This is a genomic window from Photobacterium sp. OFAV2-7 (genome assembly GCF_022347985.1).
Classification (GTDB): domain Bacteria; phylum Pseudomonadota; class Gammaproteobacteria; order Enterobacterales; family Vibrionaceae; genus Photobacterium.
In genome coordinates, this window is record NZ_JAKRFQ010000046.1 from 1 (window position 1) to 14254 (window position 14254).

The following is a 14254-nucleotide window of genomic DNA, read 5'->3' on the forward strand; positions in this document are numbered from 1 at the left end:
ACTTCCATCTGGAAGGTTTCCAGCCGCAGCAATTGATAACCGAGACCGGTGGCCAGGGTAAAGTCGGTAAAGTACGGGCCGTACCTGTCGTCAACATAGTTGGCGTTTCCCAGCACATAGGTACGCTCGTTAATCTTCACGTCACTCTGTAGCTCAATCTGGCCCTTGCGCTTGTCTTCCTCGCCGTCTTTTTCCGCCAGCAGGTACTTGGCTTCGGCGGTCTGGCGATATTGGTTTTTCACATAGGTCAGTTCGACCCGGGTGTTGAGCGACTCCGAGTCAGAGTTTCCCCCAAGGGACTGGTAGCCGAGCTCTAGCTCGCTGGACCAGGGGGGCGGGATCTGAGTTGGCTTGTCGTCGTCGGCATAGGCGGGGGTATTGGCAAGCAGTAATAAGGCCAGTAAATATCTTGCCAAGTGTGTCCTCCTTAGGGACATGAATAAGCGAAAAATGGAACCGGGCTACAAAGTTTACCTGAACTATGTCAGCTTTTGGTCAAGAATCATGGCAATTCTCGATATCGAGCTGAAATAAGCGGCATAATCTTCCAGGGAGCAGCAAGCTTTTCAGTTAATGTGTTTTTCCCCACTATATTGATACATAGACCTCGCATGAATAAGGTATAATCCCCGGCCTAGTTTCCGGTAAGCACGCAGTTCCTATGGCAGAGAAAAGTAAACCGAATAAACCCAAAGATTCCCAGATGGACGCTATCAAAATGCCTCCTCACTCTCTGGAAGCCGAGCAATCCGTCCTGGGTGGCTTGATGCTGGACAACGAGAAGTGGGATACCGTGGCTGAGAAAGTGGTCCCCAAAGACTTTTACAGTCGTCCTCATCGGATTATTTTTGAAGGCGTCTCGGTTTTACTTGAAAGTGGCCAGCCTCTGGATTTGATCACTCTCTCTGAGCAGCTCGAGCGATCCGATCAACTGGAGGATGTCGGCGGCTTTGCCTACCTGGCGGAGCTGGCCAAAAATACCCCGTCAGCGGCAAACATCTCGGCCTACGCGGAGATTGTGCGTGAGCGGGCACTGGTTCGCGATATGATCGGGGTGGCCAATGAGATAGCCGATGCCGGTTATGATCCGCAGGGGCGAACCAGTGAAGACCTGCTCGATATGGCAGAGAGCAAAGTCTTTGCGATTGCCGAGCAGCGAACTAATGAAAATGAAGGCCCGCAGAATGTCGATACCATTCTGGAGAAAACCCTGGAGCGTATCGAGCTGCTGTATCAGACCCCTCAGGATGGGGTGACCGGTGTCTCGACCGGCTTTAGCGATCTGAACAAGAAAACAGCCGGTCTGCAGGGCTCTGATTTGATCATCGTGGCGGCACGTCCGTCAATGGGTAAAACCACCTTTGCGATGAACCTGTGTGAAAATGCAGCCATGGAGCAGGAAAAGCCGGTACTGATTTTCTCGCTGGAGATGCCCGCCGAACAAATCATGATGCGTATGCTGGCCTCTCTGTCCCGGGTCGATCAGACCAAGATCCGAACCGGCCAGCTGGATGACGAGGACTGGGCGCGCATTTCATCGACGATGGGTATTCTGATGGAAAAGAAGAATATGTACATCGATGACAGCTCGGGCCTGACCCCCACGGAAGTTCGCTCCCGGGCGCGTCGTATAGCCCGTGATAGTGGCGGCCTGAGCCTGATCATGATTGACTACCTTCAGTTGATGCGAGTACCAGCCCTGCAGGATAACCGTACCCTGGAGATCGCCGAGATTTCACGCTCCCTCAAAGCATTGGCGAAAGAACTGAATGTTCCTGTCGTGGCGCTGTCGCAGCTGAACCGCTCGTTGGAGCAACGTGCTGACAAACGCCCGGTAAACTCGGACTTGCGTGAATCGGGAGCCATCGAGCAGGATGCCGACTTGATCATGTTTATCTACCGTGATGAGGTTTACCACGAAGACAGTGCCCTGAAAGGAATTGCCGAGATCATTATCGGTAAGCAGCGTAACGGTCCTATTGGCTCGGTGCGTCTGACCTTCCAGGGACAGTTCTCCCGATTTGATAACTATGCCGGCCCGGCTTTCGACGAAGAGTAAGCGGACGGATTTTCTTGATGACTTGGTGCCGGCTTGCCGGCCCAGGCCGGATTCATTGATGTAGGATTTTTAATGAAAGCGGCGACAGCTTATATCAACACAGCAGCACTGACCCATAATATCAGCCAACTCCGGTTGCAGGCACCGAACAGCAAAATTCTGGCAGTGGTAAAGGCCAATGCGTATGGCCACGGTTTGGCTCACGTGGCGCAAAGCTTGCCAGATGTGGATGGTTTTGGCGTCGCACGTATTGAAGAAGCCCTGACGCTGCGGGCGGGTGGAATAGTAAAACCTGTCCTTTTGCTGGAAGGCTTCTATGCCGCCACTGATCTGCCGGTGCTGGTAACCAACAATATCCACACTGTGGTGCATTCTTTCGAGCAGCTAGAGGCCCTGGAACAGGCCCGGCTCGATAGTCCGGTTGTGGTGTGGCTGAAAATTGATACCGGCATGCACCGCCTCGGTGTTCGCCCCGAGCAGCTCAACGAATTTATTGATCGCCTGCATGCATGTCCGAATGTGGCAAAGCCGCTACGTTATATGAGCCATTTCGGATGTGCCGATGAGTTGAACAGCTCGGTTACCCATCAACAAATTGATACCTTTCTTAGCCTGACGGACGGTTGTCGTGGCGAGCGTTCTCTGGCTGCCTCGGCGGGTATTCTTGCCTGGCCCGATAGTCACCTGGAATGGATCCGTCCGGGGATCATTATGTATGGCGTGTCTCCGTTTATGGAGCCAGAGCGTTCGTCGTCGTCTTTCGGTATGAAGCCAGTGATGACGCTGACGTCCAGCCTGATTGCCGTCAGGGATGTAAAAAAAGGCGAGGCGGTGGGCTACGGCGGGATCTGGACCAGCGAGCGGGACACTAAAGTGGGGGTTATTGCGATCGGTTATGGCGATGGTTATCCGCGTGCGGCCCCGAACGGCACGCCGGTGCTGGTCAATGGCCGTATCGTACCGATGGCTGGCAGGGTTTCGATGGACATGTTGACGGTCGATCTTGGGCCGGATGCTGTCGATAAAGTCGGTGACGAAGCGATATTGTGGGGAGAAGGCTTGCCAGCCGAAGTGGTTGCCGAGCATATTGGCACGATCGCCTACGAACTGGTGACCAAGCTGACTTCACGAGTGGCCATGGCCTATTTATAACCCGTAAAGATTCGGACCGTGTTGATTAAGTCTTATTGTTTCAAAGCCGCAGCGGTTGCTGCGGCTTTATCATATTCATTCGTGACGCATGCTGATGGCTGGCCGAGCTGGGAGCCAGAAACCGCGGCGGTGCCGTTTGTGTTTACCAGTGACTCGATGGGCCTGGCAGTTGGTATGGCCGGGGTACTGAAAGGTGCCGGGCAGCCGCAGGCAGCACTGCTGGGCGCCGGGCTGGTAACGGACAAAGAAACCTGGCTAGCCTACCTTGGCGCCAGTAACTATATCATTGATACCGATAGCCGCTGGTTGTTTGGTGCCGAGCTGTATTCGGCCGAATTCAAGCAGTTTGACTACTATCTTGGCGAGGCGACCCGCAATGACTCGGTAGCAGATGACGCCACGATTGCCGATGCGGCAGAAAGTCAGTATCGCATTTCTGCCCGCTATATATTGCCGCTCGGTGCGGCGGAAACTCAGGGAATAAAAGCGGCGCTGAGACCGGAACGGCCGTTGTCTGGCCATACGCCGTGGACGAGCGGTGTGACCTCGTTAGAGTTCAGGCCGTTTTATCAGAGCCGTGAGTTTTTCGACCTTGCCACCGATGATCCGTCGTTTAACGAGGCGGAAAGTGTCTGGGGGCTGGAAACCCGGCTGGATTGGGATAACCGCAATAACAGTCGTAATCCCACCACGGGTAGCCGCAGCCAGTTCGGGGTGACTTATGATCCGGGCAGTTCTGATCATGCCAGCTGGTGGAAATGGGAATTGAGCCAGAGCTGGTTCTGGGATATCGGCGCGTTGGGAGAGATTTTCGATCAGCAGGTGATGGCCCTGAATGTCTATACCGGGGATACCCCGAGCTGGAACAGCACGGAAAGTGTCAACGGTGTCGACACGCTGCGCCGTCCACCGGCCTATGCCGGAACTCGCCTTGGCGGTCTGTATCGGCTCCGGAGCTTTCAGAGCGGCCGGTTTGTCGATAGGGCGGCTCTGAGCTATAGCATGGAGTATCGGGTCTTGCCTGACTGGCAGCCGCTCAGCGACTGGCCGGTGTTTAACTGGTATGACGTACCTTGGTGGCAGTGGGTGGCCTTTGTCGATATCGGGCGGGTGGCCGGCGAATATGATTTGAAGACGCTGCACCAGGACATGAAATGGAGTGCCGGTGGAGCAATCCGTTTTCAGGTCGAGGGCATTGTTGTCCGCACCGAAATGGCCTGGGGTAGCGAGGACAGCCTGTTTCGCGTGATGATTAACCAGCCGTTCTAAACGATGTTGGGTATCGGGTTTCGGTATTTCCTACCCGATACTCGTCTTTCGTCCTGCAGATGATTTTCTGTCAGGGTTATCTGCCTGCCAGCGTTATTCTCCCTGTATTGTTACCACGACCCGTCTGCTTCCCCCGTGATCTCGGTGCTCGCCCAGATAGATCCCTTGCCAGGTCCCGAGCGCCAGACATCCCTGTGACACGGGCAGGGTGATACTGCTGCCCAGGGTGGATGCCTTGATGTGGGCCGGCATATCGTCGTCACCCTCATAGGTATGCTGGTAGTAGGGCGCGCGTTCCGGAACGGATTGATTAAAGTGGGATTCCATATCACTACGCACGGTCGGGTCGGCATTCTCATTGAGGGTCAGGCTGGCGGAGGTATGTTGGATAAAAAAGTGTACCAGGCCGATACTATACTGATGGAGTTCCGGGATTTGTTGTTCAATTTCATCGGTTATGAGATGAAAGCCTCGGCGCCTCGGCTTGAGTTGAATTGTTTTCTGGAACCACATAGCGTATACCTTTTTATTACCATATTGCTGTCATATTAGATGATTACTGTACTCATCAGGGAATATTCCGTCTATTATTTACTCTCTGTTTTCGTGACCTGACTCAATGAAGGTAGAGGCGGCTTCGAGTCATAATCTGACATAAGTCGTAAAATTACAAAAAAATAGCCTACTTTGCTGGTTGCGCTAAAATTGACAACATTCAGAAATATCGGGGATCCATGGTCTGGATGATACTGACTGGATCAATGGATTAAGAATTACAATATCAGGAACTTCACCATGTTGAAAAACATCAATCCAACGCACACTCAGGCGTGGAAAGCGCTGACAGCCCATTTCGAAGATGCACAGGATCTTCAGATGAGCGAACTGTTTGCACAGGATAGCGAGCGTTTTGCCAAGTTTTCGGCGAACTTTGGCTCAGACATTCTGCTTGATTACTCCAAGAACCTTATTACCGAAGAAACCATGAGCAAGCTATTTGCTCTGGCTGAGCAAACTGAACTGAAAGCAGCGATTGCTGATCTGTTCAGCGGCGAGAAAATCAACCAGACTGAAGGTCGTGCGGTACTGCACTCTGCATTGCGTAACCGCAGCAATACGCCTGTGATGGTTGACGGTGAAGATGTAATGCCGAAAGTGAATGCCGTGCTGGAGAAGATGAAAGGCTTCACTGCGCGCATCGTTGACGGTGACTGGAAAGGCTACACCGGCAAAGAGATTACGGATGTCGTTAATATCGGTATCGGTGGTTCTGATCTGGGCCCATACATGGTCACTGAAGCACTGGCGCCATACAAAACGCGCCTGAACATGCACTTTGTATCGAACGTTGACGGTACGCACATTGCCGAGACGCTAAAAGCGCTTAACCCGGAAACGACCCTGTTCCTGATTGCGTCTAAGACGTTTACTACTCAGGAAACCATGACCAATGCACACTCTGCGCGTGACTGGTTCCTGGCAACTGCTCAGGATCAGGCCCACGTTGCCAAGCACTTTGCTGCGCTGTCTACCAACGCGGGTGCGGTATCAGAGTTCGGTATCGACACAGACAACATGTTTGAGTTCTGGGACTGGGTTGGCGGTCGCTACTCACTGTGTTCTGCGATTGGTCTGTCAATCAGCCTGGCTATCGGCTTCGATAACTTTGTTGAGCTGCTGGACGGTGCCCATGCCATGGACAAGCACTTCGCAGAAGCGCCACTGGAAGATAACCTGCCGGTTATTCTGGCGCTAATCGGAATTTGGTACAACAACTTCCACGGTGCCGAGTCTGAAGCTATTCTGCCGTACGACCAGTACCTGCACCGCTTTGCGGCTTACTTCCAGCAGGGCAACATGGAATCTAACGGTAAGTGCGTTGATCGTGGCGGTAACCCGATTGACTACCAGACAGGTCCAATTATCTGGGGTGAACCAGGCACCAATGGCCAGCATGCGTTCTACCAGCTGATCCACCAGGGTACCAAGCTTATCCCATGTGACTTTATTGCGCCTGCACTTAGCCACAATCCATTGAGCGATCACCATCCTAAACTGATGGCAAACTTCTTCGCCCAGACAGAAGCACTGGCGTTTGGTAAGACCAAAGAGCAGGTTGAGGCTGAGTTTGTGGCAGCCGGTAAATCTCTGGAAGAGGTAGAAGAGCTGGTACCGTTCAAGGTCTTTGAAGGTAACCGCCCGACTAACTCTATCCTGGTTAAGCAGGTAACGCCTTCGGTACTGGGCTCGCTGATTGCGCTGTACGAGCAGAAGATCTTCACTCAGGGTGTGATTTGGAACATCTTTAGTTTCGACCAGTGGGGTGTCGAGCTGGGCAAACAGCTAGCAAACAACATCCTGCCAGAGCTGAACAATGCCGAAGAGATTGCTAGTCACGATAGCTCGACTAATGGCCTGATCAATGCGTTTAAGCAGTGGCGTAGCTAAGCTGCCGCTTTAATATCGATAAAAAACGCCGCTTAGCGGCGTTTTTTTCATTCTGAGGTTAAAAACACTCAGCAGCATTAAGAAAGCGCGACAACTTCGCTTGCTTGTGGACCTTTCTGACCATCTGTCACGATAAATTCAACACTTTGGCCTTCTTGAAGTGTGCGGCGGCCCTGAGCCTGGATAGCACTAAAGTGAACGAATACATCTTTGCCATCAGCACCAGAAATGAAGCCAAAGCCTTTTTCATCGTTAAACCATTTTACGGTTCCAGTCAGTTTGTTCATGTTACGATCTTTCCTTTGAATGAGGGTAGTTCCTTGCTTGACCGATAGCGATCAGCAAAATTACGAGCTGAAGGCTGACACAATAAGTGTGTAGATGCTTATTCAGCATATCCAGTCTAGACCGAATACGTGGAAGGTGGTAGTTTTTTATCTGGGATTTGTGGCAACTTCACAGAAATTTCAAAGTGATAGTTATCATTATTTCAGGCAGGAAGAATCGCCAGCCAGAGAGCTCTGACTGGGGCGATTAACAGGTATGGTAATGCTGACTAGCCGTCAAAGCAGATTTCAATAAATGCCTTACCGTACTCAGAGTCAAACGGCATAATGATGATAGCGCCGTCACACTTGTGAGTGATGGTATGGCCGCGGCCAGATACTACGGCAGGTGTGGCCATTTCAAAATCATAGCCTCTGTCTGCCAGGATACGCTTCGCGCCACCAGTCACCATATTGGTGATTTCACCAACCATATCAGTGACTTCTTCATTGATACCGTTCGGGCGCTCGCCCAACATACGTTGCATGATTTCAAGAGCCAGAGGCTCGTCAAAGGTGATTGACATCGAGCCTTTGGTTTTAGGCCCAATCATGCCGATCAGGCCTGATACATCACCGCGAGCAACTTCGTCTTTCTTTACTCGAGGCTTTTGCGGTGCTAGCTCCATCGACGCCATGGTCTTCAAAACATTCAGAAGTGAAGCTAGAAAAGGGTTTACAAATTCTGCGCGCATAATCTGATAATGACTGTATTAGTAAATGTAAGAGTTACTGCTTGCTGTTCTGACATTCATGACAAATGCCGTGGCTTTCCACTACATGATTCGATATCTGGAAGCCGTGCTTTTCTGCTTTCTGGCGCAGTAGTTTAGCCAGTTCATCATCATGGCATTCTTCGACAGTACCACACTCGTCGCAAATAAGCAGCTGAGAGCAGTGGTCAGCATGTCCAAGTACACAACAGGCTATATAGCTGTTGGTGGATTCGACCTTATGTACAAAGCCCTGGGCCAATAAAAAATCAAGTGCCCGGTATACCGTCGGTGGCTTCGCTTGTGGTTCGGTTTCCCTGAGAAGATCCAGCAGCTCATAGGCGCTAATCGAACTATGATGCTCAACGATAATCTCGAGAACCTTAAGCCTTTGAGGTGTCAGCCTTACTCCTCGTTGCTCGCAAATCTGTTGTGCCTTTGTCAGCAGTTGCGTTTGATTTGCCATATAACCTCAAAAAACAGCGATAAGTCCAGTAGTTTATCATAGCATTTGGAAAACGTACCTTACTTCGCTTAATTCCGGCGAAATAGGTCAGAAAATTCGTGTGCCTGATCACGTCAGCTTATCCGGCAATTGCGGTGAAGAGCAACTAATACCGGGAGAAGAAAGTAAGGCTCTTCATCACATGGTGTTCTTCTCTTTCTATCACCATGATCTGCTTTACCATGAAAGTGCATAAAAAAGCTGTACGCAGGGTTCGTTTAATAGTGGAGATTTGTGTAAGTTATTGATTTGCAAATAACGTACAGCTTGTGCAGCTTTTGGGGCATTATAACTCAAAAGCTAGTAAAGCTGTACGGCAGAAGAATGCAAACAAAGATATATGATTTAATTCAACAAGTTAACTTAGTTAGCAAAAAGAACATCATAGTACTTATACTCAATGAATTTAGCCTATGATAGGCAAAATACTTAATTGCTGAATGGTTGCGTCCGGTCTGTAAGCGAAAGCTCAAGTATTGATAGAATAACTATCACTTTGATCGTATTTGGTGTTGCCCCTTGTTCTAGGGAGCGGCTGATAAAAGAAAGAGAACATAATGGCAGAGCACTTTATTGGTAAGTATGAGGTGGAATACAAATTCCGGATCCAAGGGCATGAGCAGATCCTGCAGCGCTTGCGATCTCTCGGTGCTACCGAGTTCGTAGCGCAAAACCAAGAGACTGATACCTATTTTGACAGAGCAGATAGCCCGTTGGTCGAGCAGGGGATCAGTATGAGTGTACGTAGCATGGAGCCTTCCGGCATAAAGTTGTGGATTGTGAAAGGCCCGGGAAATGATCGTTGTGAGGCCGTCAAGATAGAATCGGTTGATAAAACACACAGCATGTTGAAAACCTTGGGCTATCAGGCAGCATTTTGCATGACAAAGACCCGGAGTATTTATTTCCTCGGGCAATTTCACATTACCCTGGATAGGGTGAGTGAATTAGGAGACTTTGCTGAGATTGCGGTCATGACGGATGACAAACACCGACTTGACGAGTTAAAAGCGGGCTGTCTCGAGCTGGGAGAGAAGCTGGGATTGGAACACTCTGACATTGAGTCTCGATCTTACCGTCAGTTACTGGGCTACTAGTTGCCGGGTAGCCCGCGGCTAGGTGGAAGAAGCGTTGTACAGCTTTTTGTGTAAAGGACAGTAAAAAGGTGGGCGACCTTTTTAGATTGGCAGGCAATGAACTGTAACCTGCTGATAGCTAGGCGTATAATCAACATGTACAGCTTTTTTAGGTTTATTGGTGTCCAAAAGCTATAATTGCTGTACATCGTGGTTGGTGGTTTTATTTATCTATTTATTATCAATTGTTTAATCTTGGTTTTGTTTTACCTGTCATGTTCTTTTTACTGTGTATTTTCGAGACGGCTAGATTTTTTATACAGCAGAGCTAAGGAGGAATTATTACTTTCTCTCATAGCCGGCCCTGTTGGGCAAACGACCGATATGGGGTAGAATCCGCTCTCTTTAAAGTAAACTGCCGTTCAAAGACGGGTACACGGGTCAAAATGAGGCTTTTCGATGCTAGATAATGCTGTTGCCAACCGCGACGATTTACAAACTGAATCCACCCGGAGTGCTGATTATCCATCAGGCCGTTTTTCCGTTGCCCCGATGCTCGACTGGACAGATCGTCACTGCCGCTATTTCCATCGTCAGTTGAGCGAGCATGCGCTGCTGTATACCGAAATGGTGACAACCGGCGCTATTATTCATGGCAAGGCAGACTACCTGGCCTATAACGAAGAAGAGCATCCGCTGTCGCTTCAATTAGGTGGCTCTAACCCGGTCGATTTGGCTTATTGCGCCAAACTGGCTCAAGAGCGTGGTTACGATGAAGTGAACCTGAATGTCGGGTGTCCGTCAGACCGAGTCCAAAACGGTCGCTTCGGTGCCTGCTTGATGGGCGAAGCCGAGCTGGTGGCGCAGTGCGTGTCGGCTATGCGTGAAGTTGTCGATATTCCTGTGACGGTAAAAACCCGAATCGGTATTGATGATCAGGACTCTTACCAGTTCCTGACTGACTTTATCGGTACTGTTAGTGAGAAAGGCGGATGTGATGATTTTACAATCCATGCCCGCAAGGCCTGGCTCAGTGGCCTGAGCCCGAAGGAAAACCGTGAGATCCCACCGCTGGATTATCCGCGTGTATACCAGCTTAAACGCGATTTCCCCCACCTGACCATGGCGGTTAACGGTGGAGTAAAAACGCTGGCCGAAATTGAAGCTCACCTTGAGCATCTTGACGGGGTAATGGTTGGCCGCGAAGCGTACCAGAACCCGTATATGATGGCTGAACTGGATCAGCGCCTGTTTGGCAGCAATAAGCCAGTGAAGAAGCGTCGTGAGGTTGTTGAGGCGATGTATCCTTATATCGAGCGTCAGATCGCCAACGGCTCTTACCTCAATCATATTTCTCGTCATATGCTGGGGCTGTTTCAGAACATGCCGGGCGCGCGTCAGTGGCGCCGCCACATTAGTGAAAATGCGCATAAACCGGGAGCGGGTATTGAAGTGCTCCAGCAGGCACTGGAAAAGATACCGGCACACCTGGATGTCTAAACGGTAACCAATCATCAATGTGGCTTTTTTCGCCATATATAATGGTGAAAAAAGCCAAACTAGATAGGGCGTTGATCATATAAGATCAGCGCCCTTTTTTGTATGTGATTGAAAGTAAATGATTATTTTGAAAGCCATGCTGTTGGCCTGAATTGTGCTATTAACAAAACAAGATAGGATAAAAACTAAAGGGGTCAAAAGATGATTGAGTTTCTGTTTTTACTGGTATTTGCGATGGTATTGATTTTCACTGGCGTGAGTTTGGTTGGAATGGCTTTCGCAGTGCTGGCAGGCTTTGTGGTGATGGCGCTGGCGGGAATGATTGGCGTGATGCTCAAGCTTCTGCCTTGGCTAATTTTAATCGGTGTTGCTGTTTGGCTGTACCGCGGAAAGAAGGGTGACTGCCAGCATAGAGGTCGCTATCACCGTCGCTGATGACGATGCCAGATAAATTGCTTTTGCTTACAAAAACTTGCCTAGCAATTGAACTGAAAGTGGTGGTTCTGCGAAGGAAGTGCGGTTTTCTTGTACGGCATCTGGTATAGTTTGGCCGTTTGTAAATTCTAATAATGAGCGGAGACTCGGATGAATAAATTGGCTATTTCTGCAGTGGCGGCTGCAGTAGCATTAGCAGCGGCAGTGCCAGCTCAGGCGGCAATGCTTCTAGGAGTAAAAGCAGGTGCAGATGCATGGTTTGCAGATGCAAAAGTGAACGATGCCAGCACCAGCGGTGATGATACCCACCTATCGTATCACCTGGCTTTTGAGCACTTTATTCCATTGGTGCCTAATTTCCGTCTACGTTACGCTGACATTGATGCAGGCGCAGTATCATTTGGTCAGACTGACTACACGGCTTACTATGAAATCTTGGATAATGACGCGATTGCTTTTGATGTGGGTGTCACCCTGTCCAAGTTTAATGCAGGTAAATTCCTGGGTGAAGATTTCAGCGAGTGGCAGCCGAACCTTTACGGTAACGTTGAGGCAGGCATTCCAATGACGCCTGTGTCAGTATTTGGCGATCTGAACTTCGGTAACTATGACGGTACAAGTACGGTTGATGGCCAGGCTGGTGTTAAGTGGTCACTACCACTGATTGCTGCAGATCTAAACCTGCGTGCTGGCTACCGCGTGATGGACTATGACTTTGATTTCATCAAGCAAACTGAAGGCAAAGTGAAGCTAGACGGTTGGTTTGCCGGTGTAGAGCTGGACTTCTAAGCGCGACTCGCTGAGCAAAGAATATCGAAGCCACGATTTATCGTGGCTTTTTTGTTGCCTGTTTTCGCTTTTTTGTACCATTTTTAAAAGTGATACATCAGTCAGGAAGTGGGCAAATGACATTAACTGAACTACAGCATCTGTATGCCAACAGCGATATCGTGGAAGCGGTTATCGAGCCATCGATTCAAGCCAACGGCTGGATTGTGGAATTTCGTCATCGCCGGGGCGGCTTTGTGCCATTGACCGATGGTGCAGGCAGCGAGAAGTGCTACCGGGATATTGATACGGCCACGGAGCGGGCTTTTGAAGTTGGATTCCATCAGGTCCGTATAGCCGATACCTTTTGAATTTAGTGTGTAGCTATCCGGCTTAATGTCAGGTTAAGCCGCTTTTCCCTGCCTGCTAACCTTACTAAAAGTTATAAAACATTCTTATCTATTCTTTCTTGTTATTTCTTTGAGTAGCTAATCTAACACTACGCAATGTATAGGGATCGTCGTGTCATGTTACTTAAGGAACTCTCGGCCATAGCCAGCCCACTCAATGATCAACAAATAGGTCAACTGCAACAGGCCGCTGCAGAACTGTCGCCACAGCAAATGGCGTGGATAAGTGGGTATTTTTGGGGGCTGAGCCAAACTCAGTCTGCGGCTCAACCGCAACCTGCCCAACAGCTTGCCGCTGCGGCTGTTGCCCAGCCGGCAGGCAAACTAACGATTATTCATGCTTCCCAGACGGGAAATGCAAAAGGGGTGGCTGAAGCGATCAAAGAAGAAGCTTCGGCTGCTGGTATCGCTGTCGAGCTATTCGCCGCTGGCGACTATAAAGGCAAAAACCTAGCCAAAGAAACCCATGTGATCATTGTTGCCTCTACGCATGGTGAAGGTGAAGCGCCGGACGATGCGATTGAGCTCCATGAGTTCTTGCAGTCGAAGAAAGCGCCGAAGCTACCGAACCTGAAATATGCAGTGATTGGTCTGGGCGATTCAAGCTATGAGTTCTTCTGTCAGACCGCAAAAGACTTTGATAGCTATTTGAGCCGTCTGGGCGGAGAGTCGATACTTGAGCGTCTTGACTGCGACGTTGACTATGATGCGCCAGCCGCAGAATGGCGGGCAAAAGCCCTTGAAAAGGTAAAAGAAACCTTATCGGCCGGCGAGGCTGAAGTAGTACAGCTACCGGTCGCCAACAGTCAGCAGGCGGTTTCACAATATTCAAAGCAGAATCCTTACGAGGCAACGCTGCTAACCAGCCAGAAGATCACCGGGCGTCGCTCAGGCAAAGATGTCCGCCATATCGAGATCGATCTGGAAGACTCCGGGCTGACCTATCAGCCGGGTGATGCGCTGGGCGTGTGGTATGAAAATGATCCGGCGTTGGCAGATGCACTGGCGGCACGGGTTGGCCTGGACGGCAACGAAAATGTCGAGGTTGACGGTGAGGCGCTGTCACTGAAACAGGCATTGATCAGCAAGTATGAAATTACCGCAGCCAATCCGCAGCTGGTGACCAAGTACGCAGAGCTTTCGGGCAGCAAAAAGCTGGAAAAGCTGGTTGCTGACAAAGACAAACTCCGTCAGTACGCCGGTCAGACACAGGTGATTGATGTCTTAGCTGAAAAGAAAACCAAGCTGACGGCCGAGCAGCTAACCGGACTGCTGCGCCGTTTGACACCACGTCTGTATTCCATCGCTTCCAGCCAGGAAGAGGTCGGTGAGGAAGTGCACCTGACGGTGGGCGTTGTTGAGTTCGAAAGCGGTGACGAAACCCGGCAGGGTGGGGCATCGAGCCACCTTTCTTACCGCCTGGAAGAAGGTGATAACGTCAAGGTGTTTGTCGAGGAGAACAACAATTTCAAATTGCCGGCGGATGATAATACCCCGGTGATCATGATTGGTCCGGGAACCGGTATCGCACCATTCCGAGCATTTGTTCAGGAAAGGGACAACCGGGAAGTGAAAGGTAAAAACTGGTTGTTC

General features: G+C 50.2%; 16 protein-coding genes. 11 read left to right on the forward strand and 5 right to left on the reverse strand.

The features are described from left to right. Window positions 1-416 (reverse strand): DUF481 domain-containing protein (locus tag MHN01_RS05450; RefSeq protein WP_239410389.1); only part of this gene is annotated, 416 nt, incomplete at its 3' end. A 245-nt stretch (window positions 417-661) separates the two neighbouring features. Between MHN01_RS05450 and MHN01_RS05455 the strand changes: the two genes are divergently transcribed. From MHN01_RS05455 to MHN01_RS05465, 3 genes are all read left to right on the forward strand, one after another. Next, window positions 662-2059: a replicative DNA helicase gene (locus MHN01_RS05455; protein WP_239410390.1), complete on the forward strand. Its 1398-nt coding sequence runs from the start codon at window positions 662-664 to the stop codon at window positions 2057-2059. Between the two features lie 72 nt (window positions 2060-2131). After that, window positions 2132-3211 carry an alanine racemase gene (gene alr, locus MHN01_RS05460; protein ID WP_239410391.1) on the forward strand — a complete coding sequence of 360 codons (1080 nt, stop codon included), beginning with the start codon at window positions 2132-2134 and terminating at the stop codon, window positions 3209-3211. 24 nt (window positions 3212-3235) lie between these two features. Then, window positions 3236-4480, forward strand: a complete 1245-nt coding sequence (locus MHN01_RS05465; RefSeq protein ID WP_370646432.1) for a BamA/TamA family outer membrane protein — start codon at window positions 3236-3238, stop codon at window positions 4478-4480. A 93-nt stretch (window positions 4481-4573) separates the two neighbouring features. Here MHN01_RS05465 and MHN01_RS05470 read toward each other — a convergent pair whose 3' ends face one another. Further along, the gene (locus MHN01_RS05470) at window positions 4574-4993 is read right to left on the reverse strand and encodes a secondary thiamine-phosphate synthase enzyme YjbQ (protein WP_239410392.1); all 420 of its coding nucleotides are present in this window, start codon (window positions 4991-4993) and stop codon (window positions 4574-4576) included. Window positions 4994-5275: 282 nt separating this feature from the next. Between MHN01_RS05470 and pgi the strand changes: the two genes are divergently transcribed. After that, window positions 5276-6928 carry a glucose-6-phosphate isomerase gene (pgi, locus tag MHN01_RS05475; protein WP_239410393.1) on the forward strand — a complete coding sequence of 551 codons (1653 nt, stop codon included), beginning with the start codon at window positions 5276-5278 and terminating at the stop codon, window positions 6926-6928. Window positions 6929-7005: 77 nt separating this feature from the next. Here pgi and MHN01_RS05480 read toward each other — a convergent pair whose 3' ends face one another. The 3 genes from MHN01_RS05480 to zur form a co-directional block, all read right to left on the reverse strand. Then, window positions 7006-7215, reverse strand: coding sequence for a cold-shock protein (locus MHN01_RS05480; RefSeq protein WP_047875438.1), 210 nt, complete (start codon window positions 7213-7215; stop codon window positions 7006-7008). Between the two features lie 269 nt (window positions 7216-7484). Further along, on the reverse strand, window positions 7485-7949 hold the full coding sequence (locus MHN01_RS05485; protein ID WP_075767875.1) for a chemotaxis protein CheX: 465 nt from the start codon (window positions 7947-7949) through the stop codon (window positions 7485-7487). A gap of 34 nt (window positions 7950-7983) precedes the next feature. Continuing rightward, window positions 7984-8433 carry a zinc uptake transcriptional repressor Zur gene (gene zur / locus MHN01_RS05490; protein ID WP_075767876.1) on the reverse strand — a complete coding sequence of 150 codons (450 nt, stop codon included), beginning with the start codon at window positions 8431-8433 and terminating at the stop codon, window positions 7984-7986. A gap of 100 nt (window positions 8434-8533) precedes the next feature. On the opposite strand from zur, the gene MHN01_RS24505 reads away from it, so the two are divergent. From MHN01_RS24505 to MHN01_RS05520, 7 genes are all read left to right on the forward strand, one after another. Beyond that, window positions 8534-8668: a hypothetical protein gene (locus MHN01_RS24505; RefSeq protein ID WP_255725061.1), complete on the forward strand. Its 135-nt coding sequence runs from the start codon at window positions 8534-8536 to the stop codon at window positions 8666-8668. A 361-nt stretch (window positions 8669-9029) separates the two neighbouring features. Further along, the gene (gene cyaB / locus MHN01_RS05495) at window positions 9030-9569 is read left to right on the forward strand and encodes a class IV adenylate cyclase (protein WP_239410394.1); all 540 of its coding nucleotides are present in this window, start codon (window positions 9030-9032) and stop codon (window positions 9567-9569) included. A gap of 438 nt (window positions 9570-10007) precedes the next feature. After that, complete coding sequence (gene dusA, locus MHN01_RS05500; protein ID WP_255725062.1) at window positions 10008-11048, forward strand: tRNA dihydrouridine(20/20a) synthase DusA; 1041 nt, start codon at window positions 10008-10010, stop codon at window positions 11046-11048. Between the two features lie 201 nt (window positions 11049-11249). Then, window positions 11250-11483, forward strand: coding sequence for an envelope stress response protein PspG (gene pspG / locus MHN01_RS05505; protein ID WP_160657798.1), 234 nt, complete (start codon window positions 11250-11252; stop codon window positions 11481-11483). Window positions 11484-11633: 150 nt separating this feature from the next. Next, window positions 11634-12272, forward strand: a complete 639-nt coding sequence (locus tag MHN01_RS05510; RefSeq protein ID WP_239410395.1) for a TIGR04219 family outer membrane beta-barrel protein — start codon at window positions 11634-11636, stop codon at window positions 12270-12272. Between the two features lie 116 nt (window positions 12273-12388). Continuing rightward, a complete protein-coding gene (locus MHN01_RS05515) occupies window positions 12389-12622 on the forward strand; it encodes a thymidylate kinase (RefSeq protein ID WP_239410396.1) in 234 nt (77 codons plus the stop codon). Between the two features lie 156 nt (window positions 12623-12778). Next, a partial coding sequence (locus tag MHN01_RS05520; RefSeq protein ID WP_239410397.1) for a sulfite reductase flavoprotein subunit alpha occupies window positions 12779-14254 on the forward strand: 1476 nt, incomplete at its 3' end.

Bases quoted from the DNA above. Each gene is read 5' to 3' on its own strand.
- MHN01_RS05470 (WP_239410392.1), bottom strand. From the start codon at position 4,993: ATGTGGTTCCAGAAAACAATTCAACTCAAGCCGAGGCGCCGAGGCTTT.
- MHN01_RS05485 (WP_075767875.1), bottom strand. From the start codon at position 7,949: ATGCGCGCAGAATTTGTAAACCCTTTTCTAGCTTCACTTCTGAATGTT.
- MHN01_RS05455 (WP_239410390.1), top strand. From the start codon at position 662: ATGGCAGAGAAAAGTAAACCGAATAAACCCAAAGATTCCCAGATGGAC.
- cyaB (WP_239410394.1), top strand. From the start codon at position 9,030: ATGGCAGAGCACTTTATTGGTAAGTATGAGGTGGAATACAAATTCCGG.
- dusA (WP_255725062.1), top strand. From the start codon at position 10,008: ATGCTAGATAATGCTGTTGCCAACCGCGACGATTTACAAACTGAATCC.
- alr (WP_239410391.1), top strand. From the start codon at position 2,132: ATGAAAGCGGCGACAGCTTATATCAACACAGCAGCACTGACCCATAAT.
- MHN01_RS05515 (WP_239410396.1), top strand. From the start codon at position 12,389: ATGACATTAACTGAACTACAGCATCTGTATGCCAACAGCGATATCGTG.
- pgi (WP_239410393.1), top strand. From the start codon at position 5,276: ATGTTGAAAAACATCAATCCAACGCACACTCAGGCGTGGAAAGCGCTG.
- pspG (WP_160657798.1), top strand. From the start codon at position 11,250: ATGATTGAGTTTCTGTTTTTACTGGTATTTGCGATGGTATTGATTTTC.
- MHN01_RS05480 (WP_047875438.1), bottom strand. From the start codon at position 7,215: ATGAACAAACTGACTGGAACCGTAAAATGGTTTAACGATGAAAAAGGC.
- zur (WP_075767876.1), bottom strand. From the start codon at position 8,433: ATGGCAAATCAAACGCAACTGCTGACAAAGGCACAACAGATTTGCGAG.
- MHN01_RS05510 (WP_239410395.1), top strand. From the start codon at position 11,634: ATGAATAAATTGGCTATTTCTGCAGTGGCGGCTGCAGTAGCATTAGCA.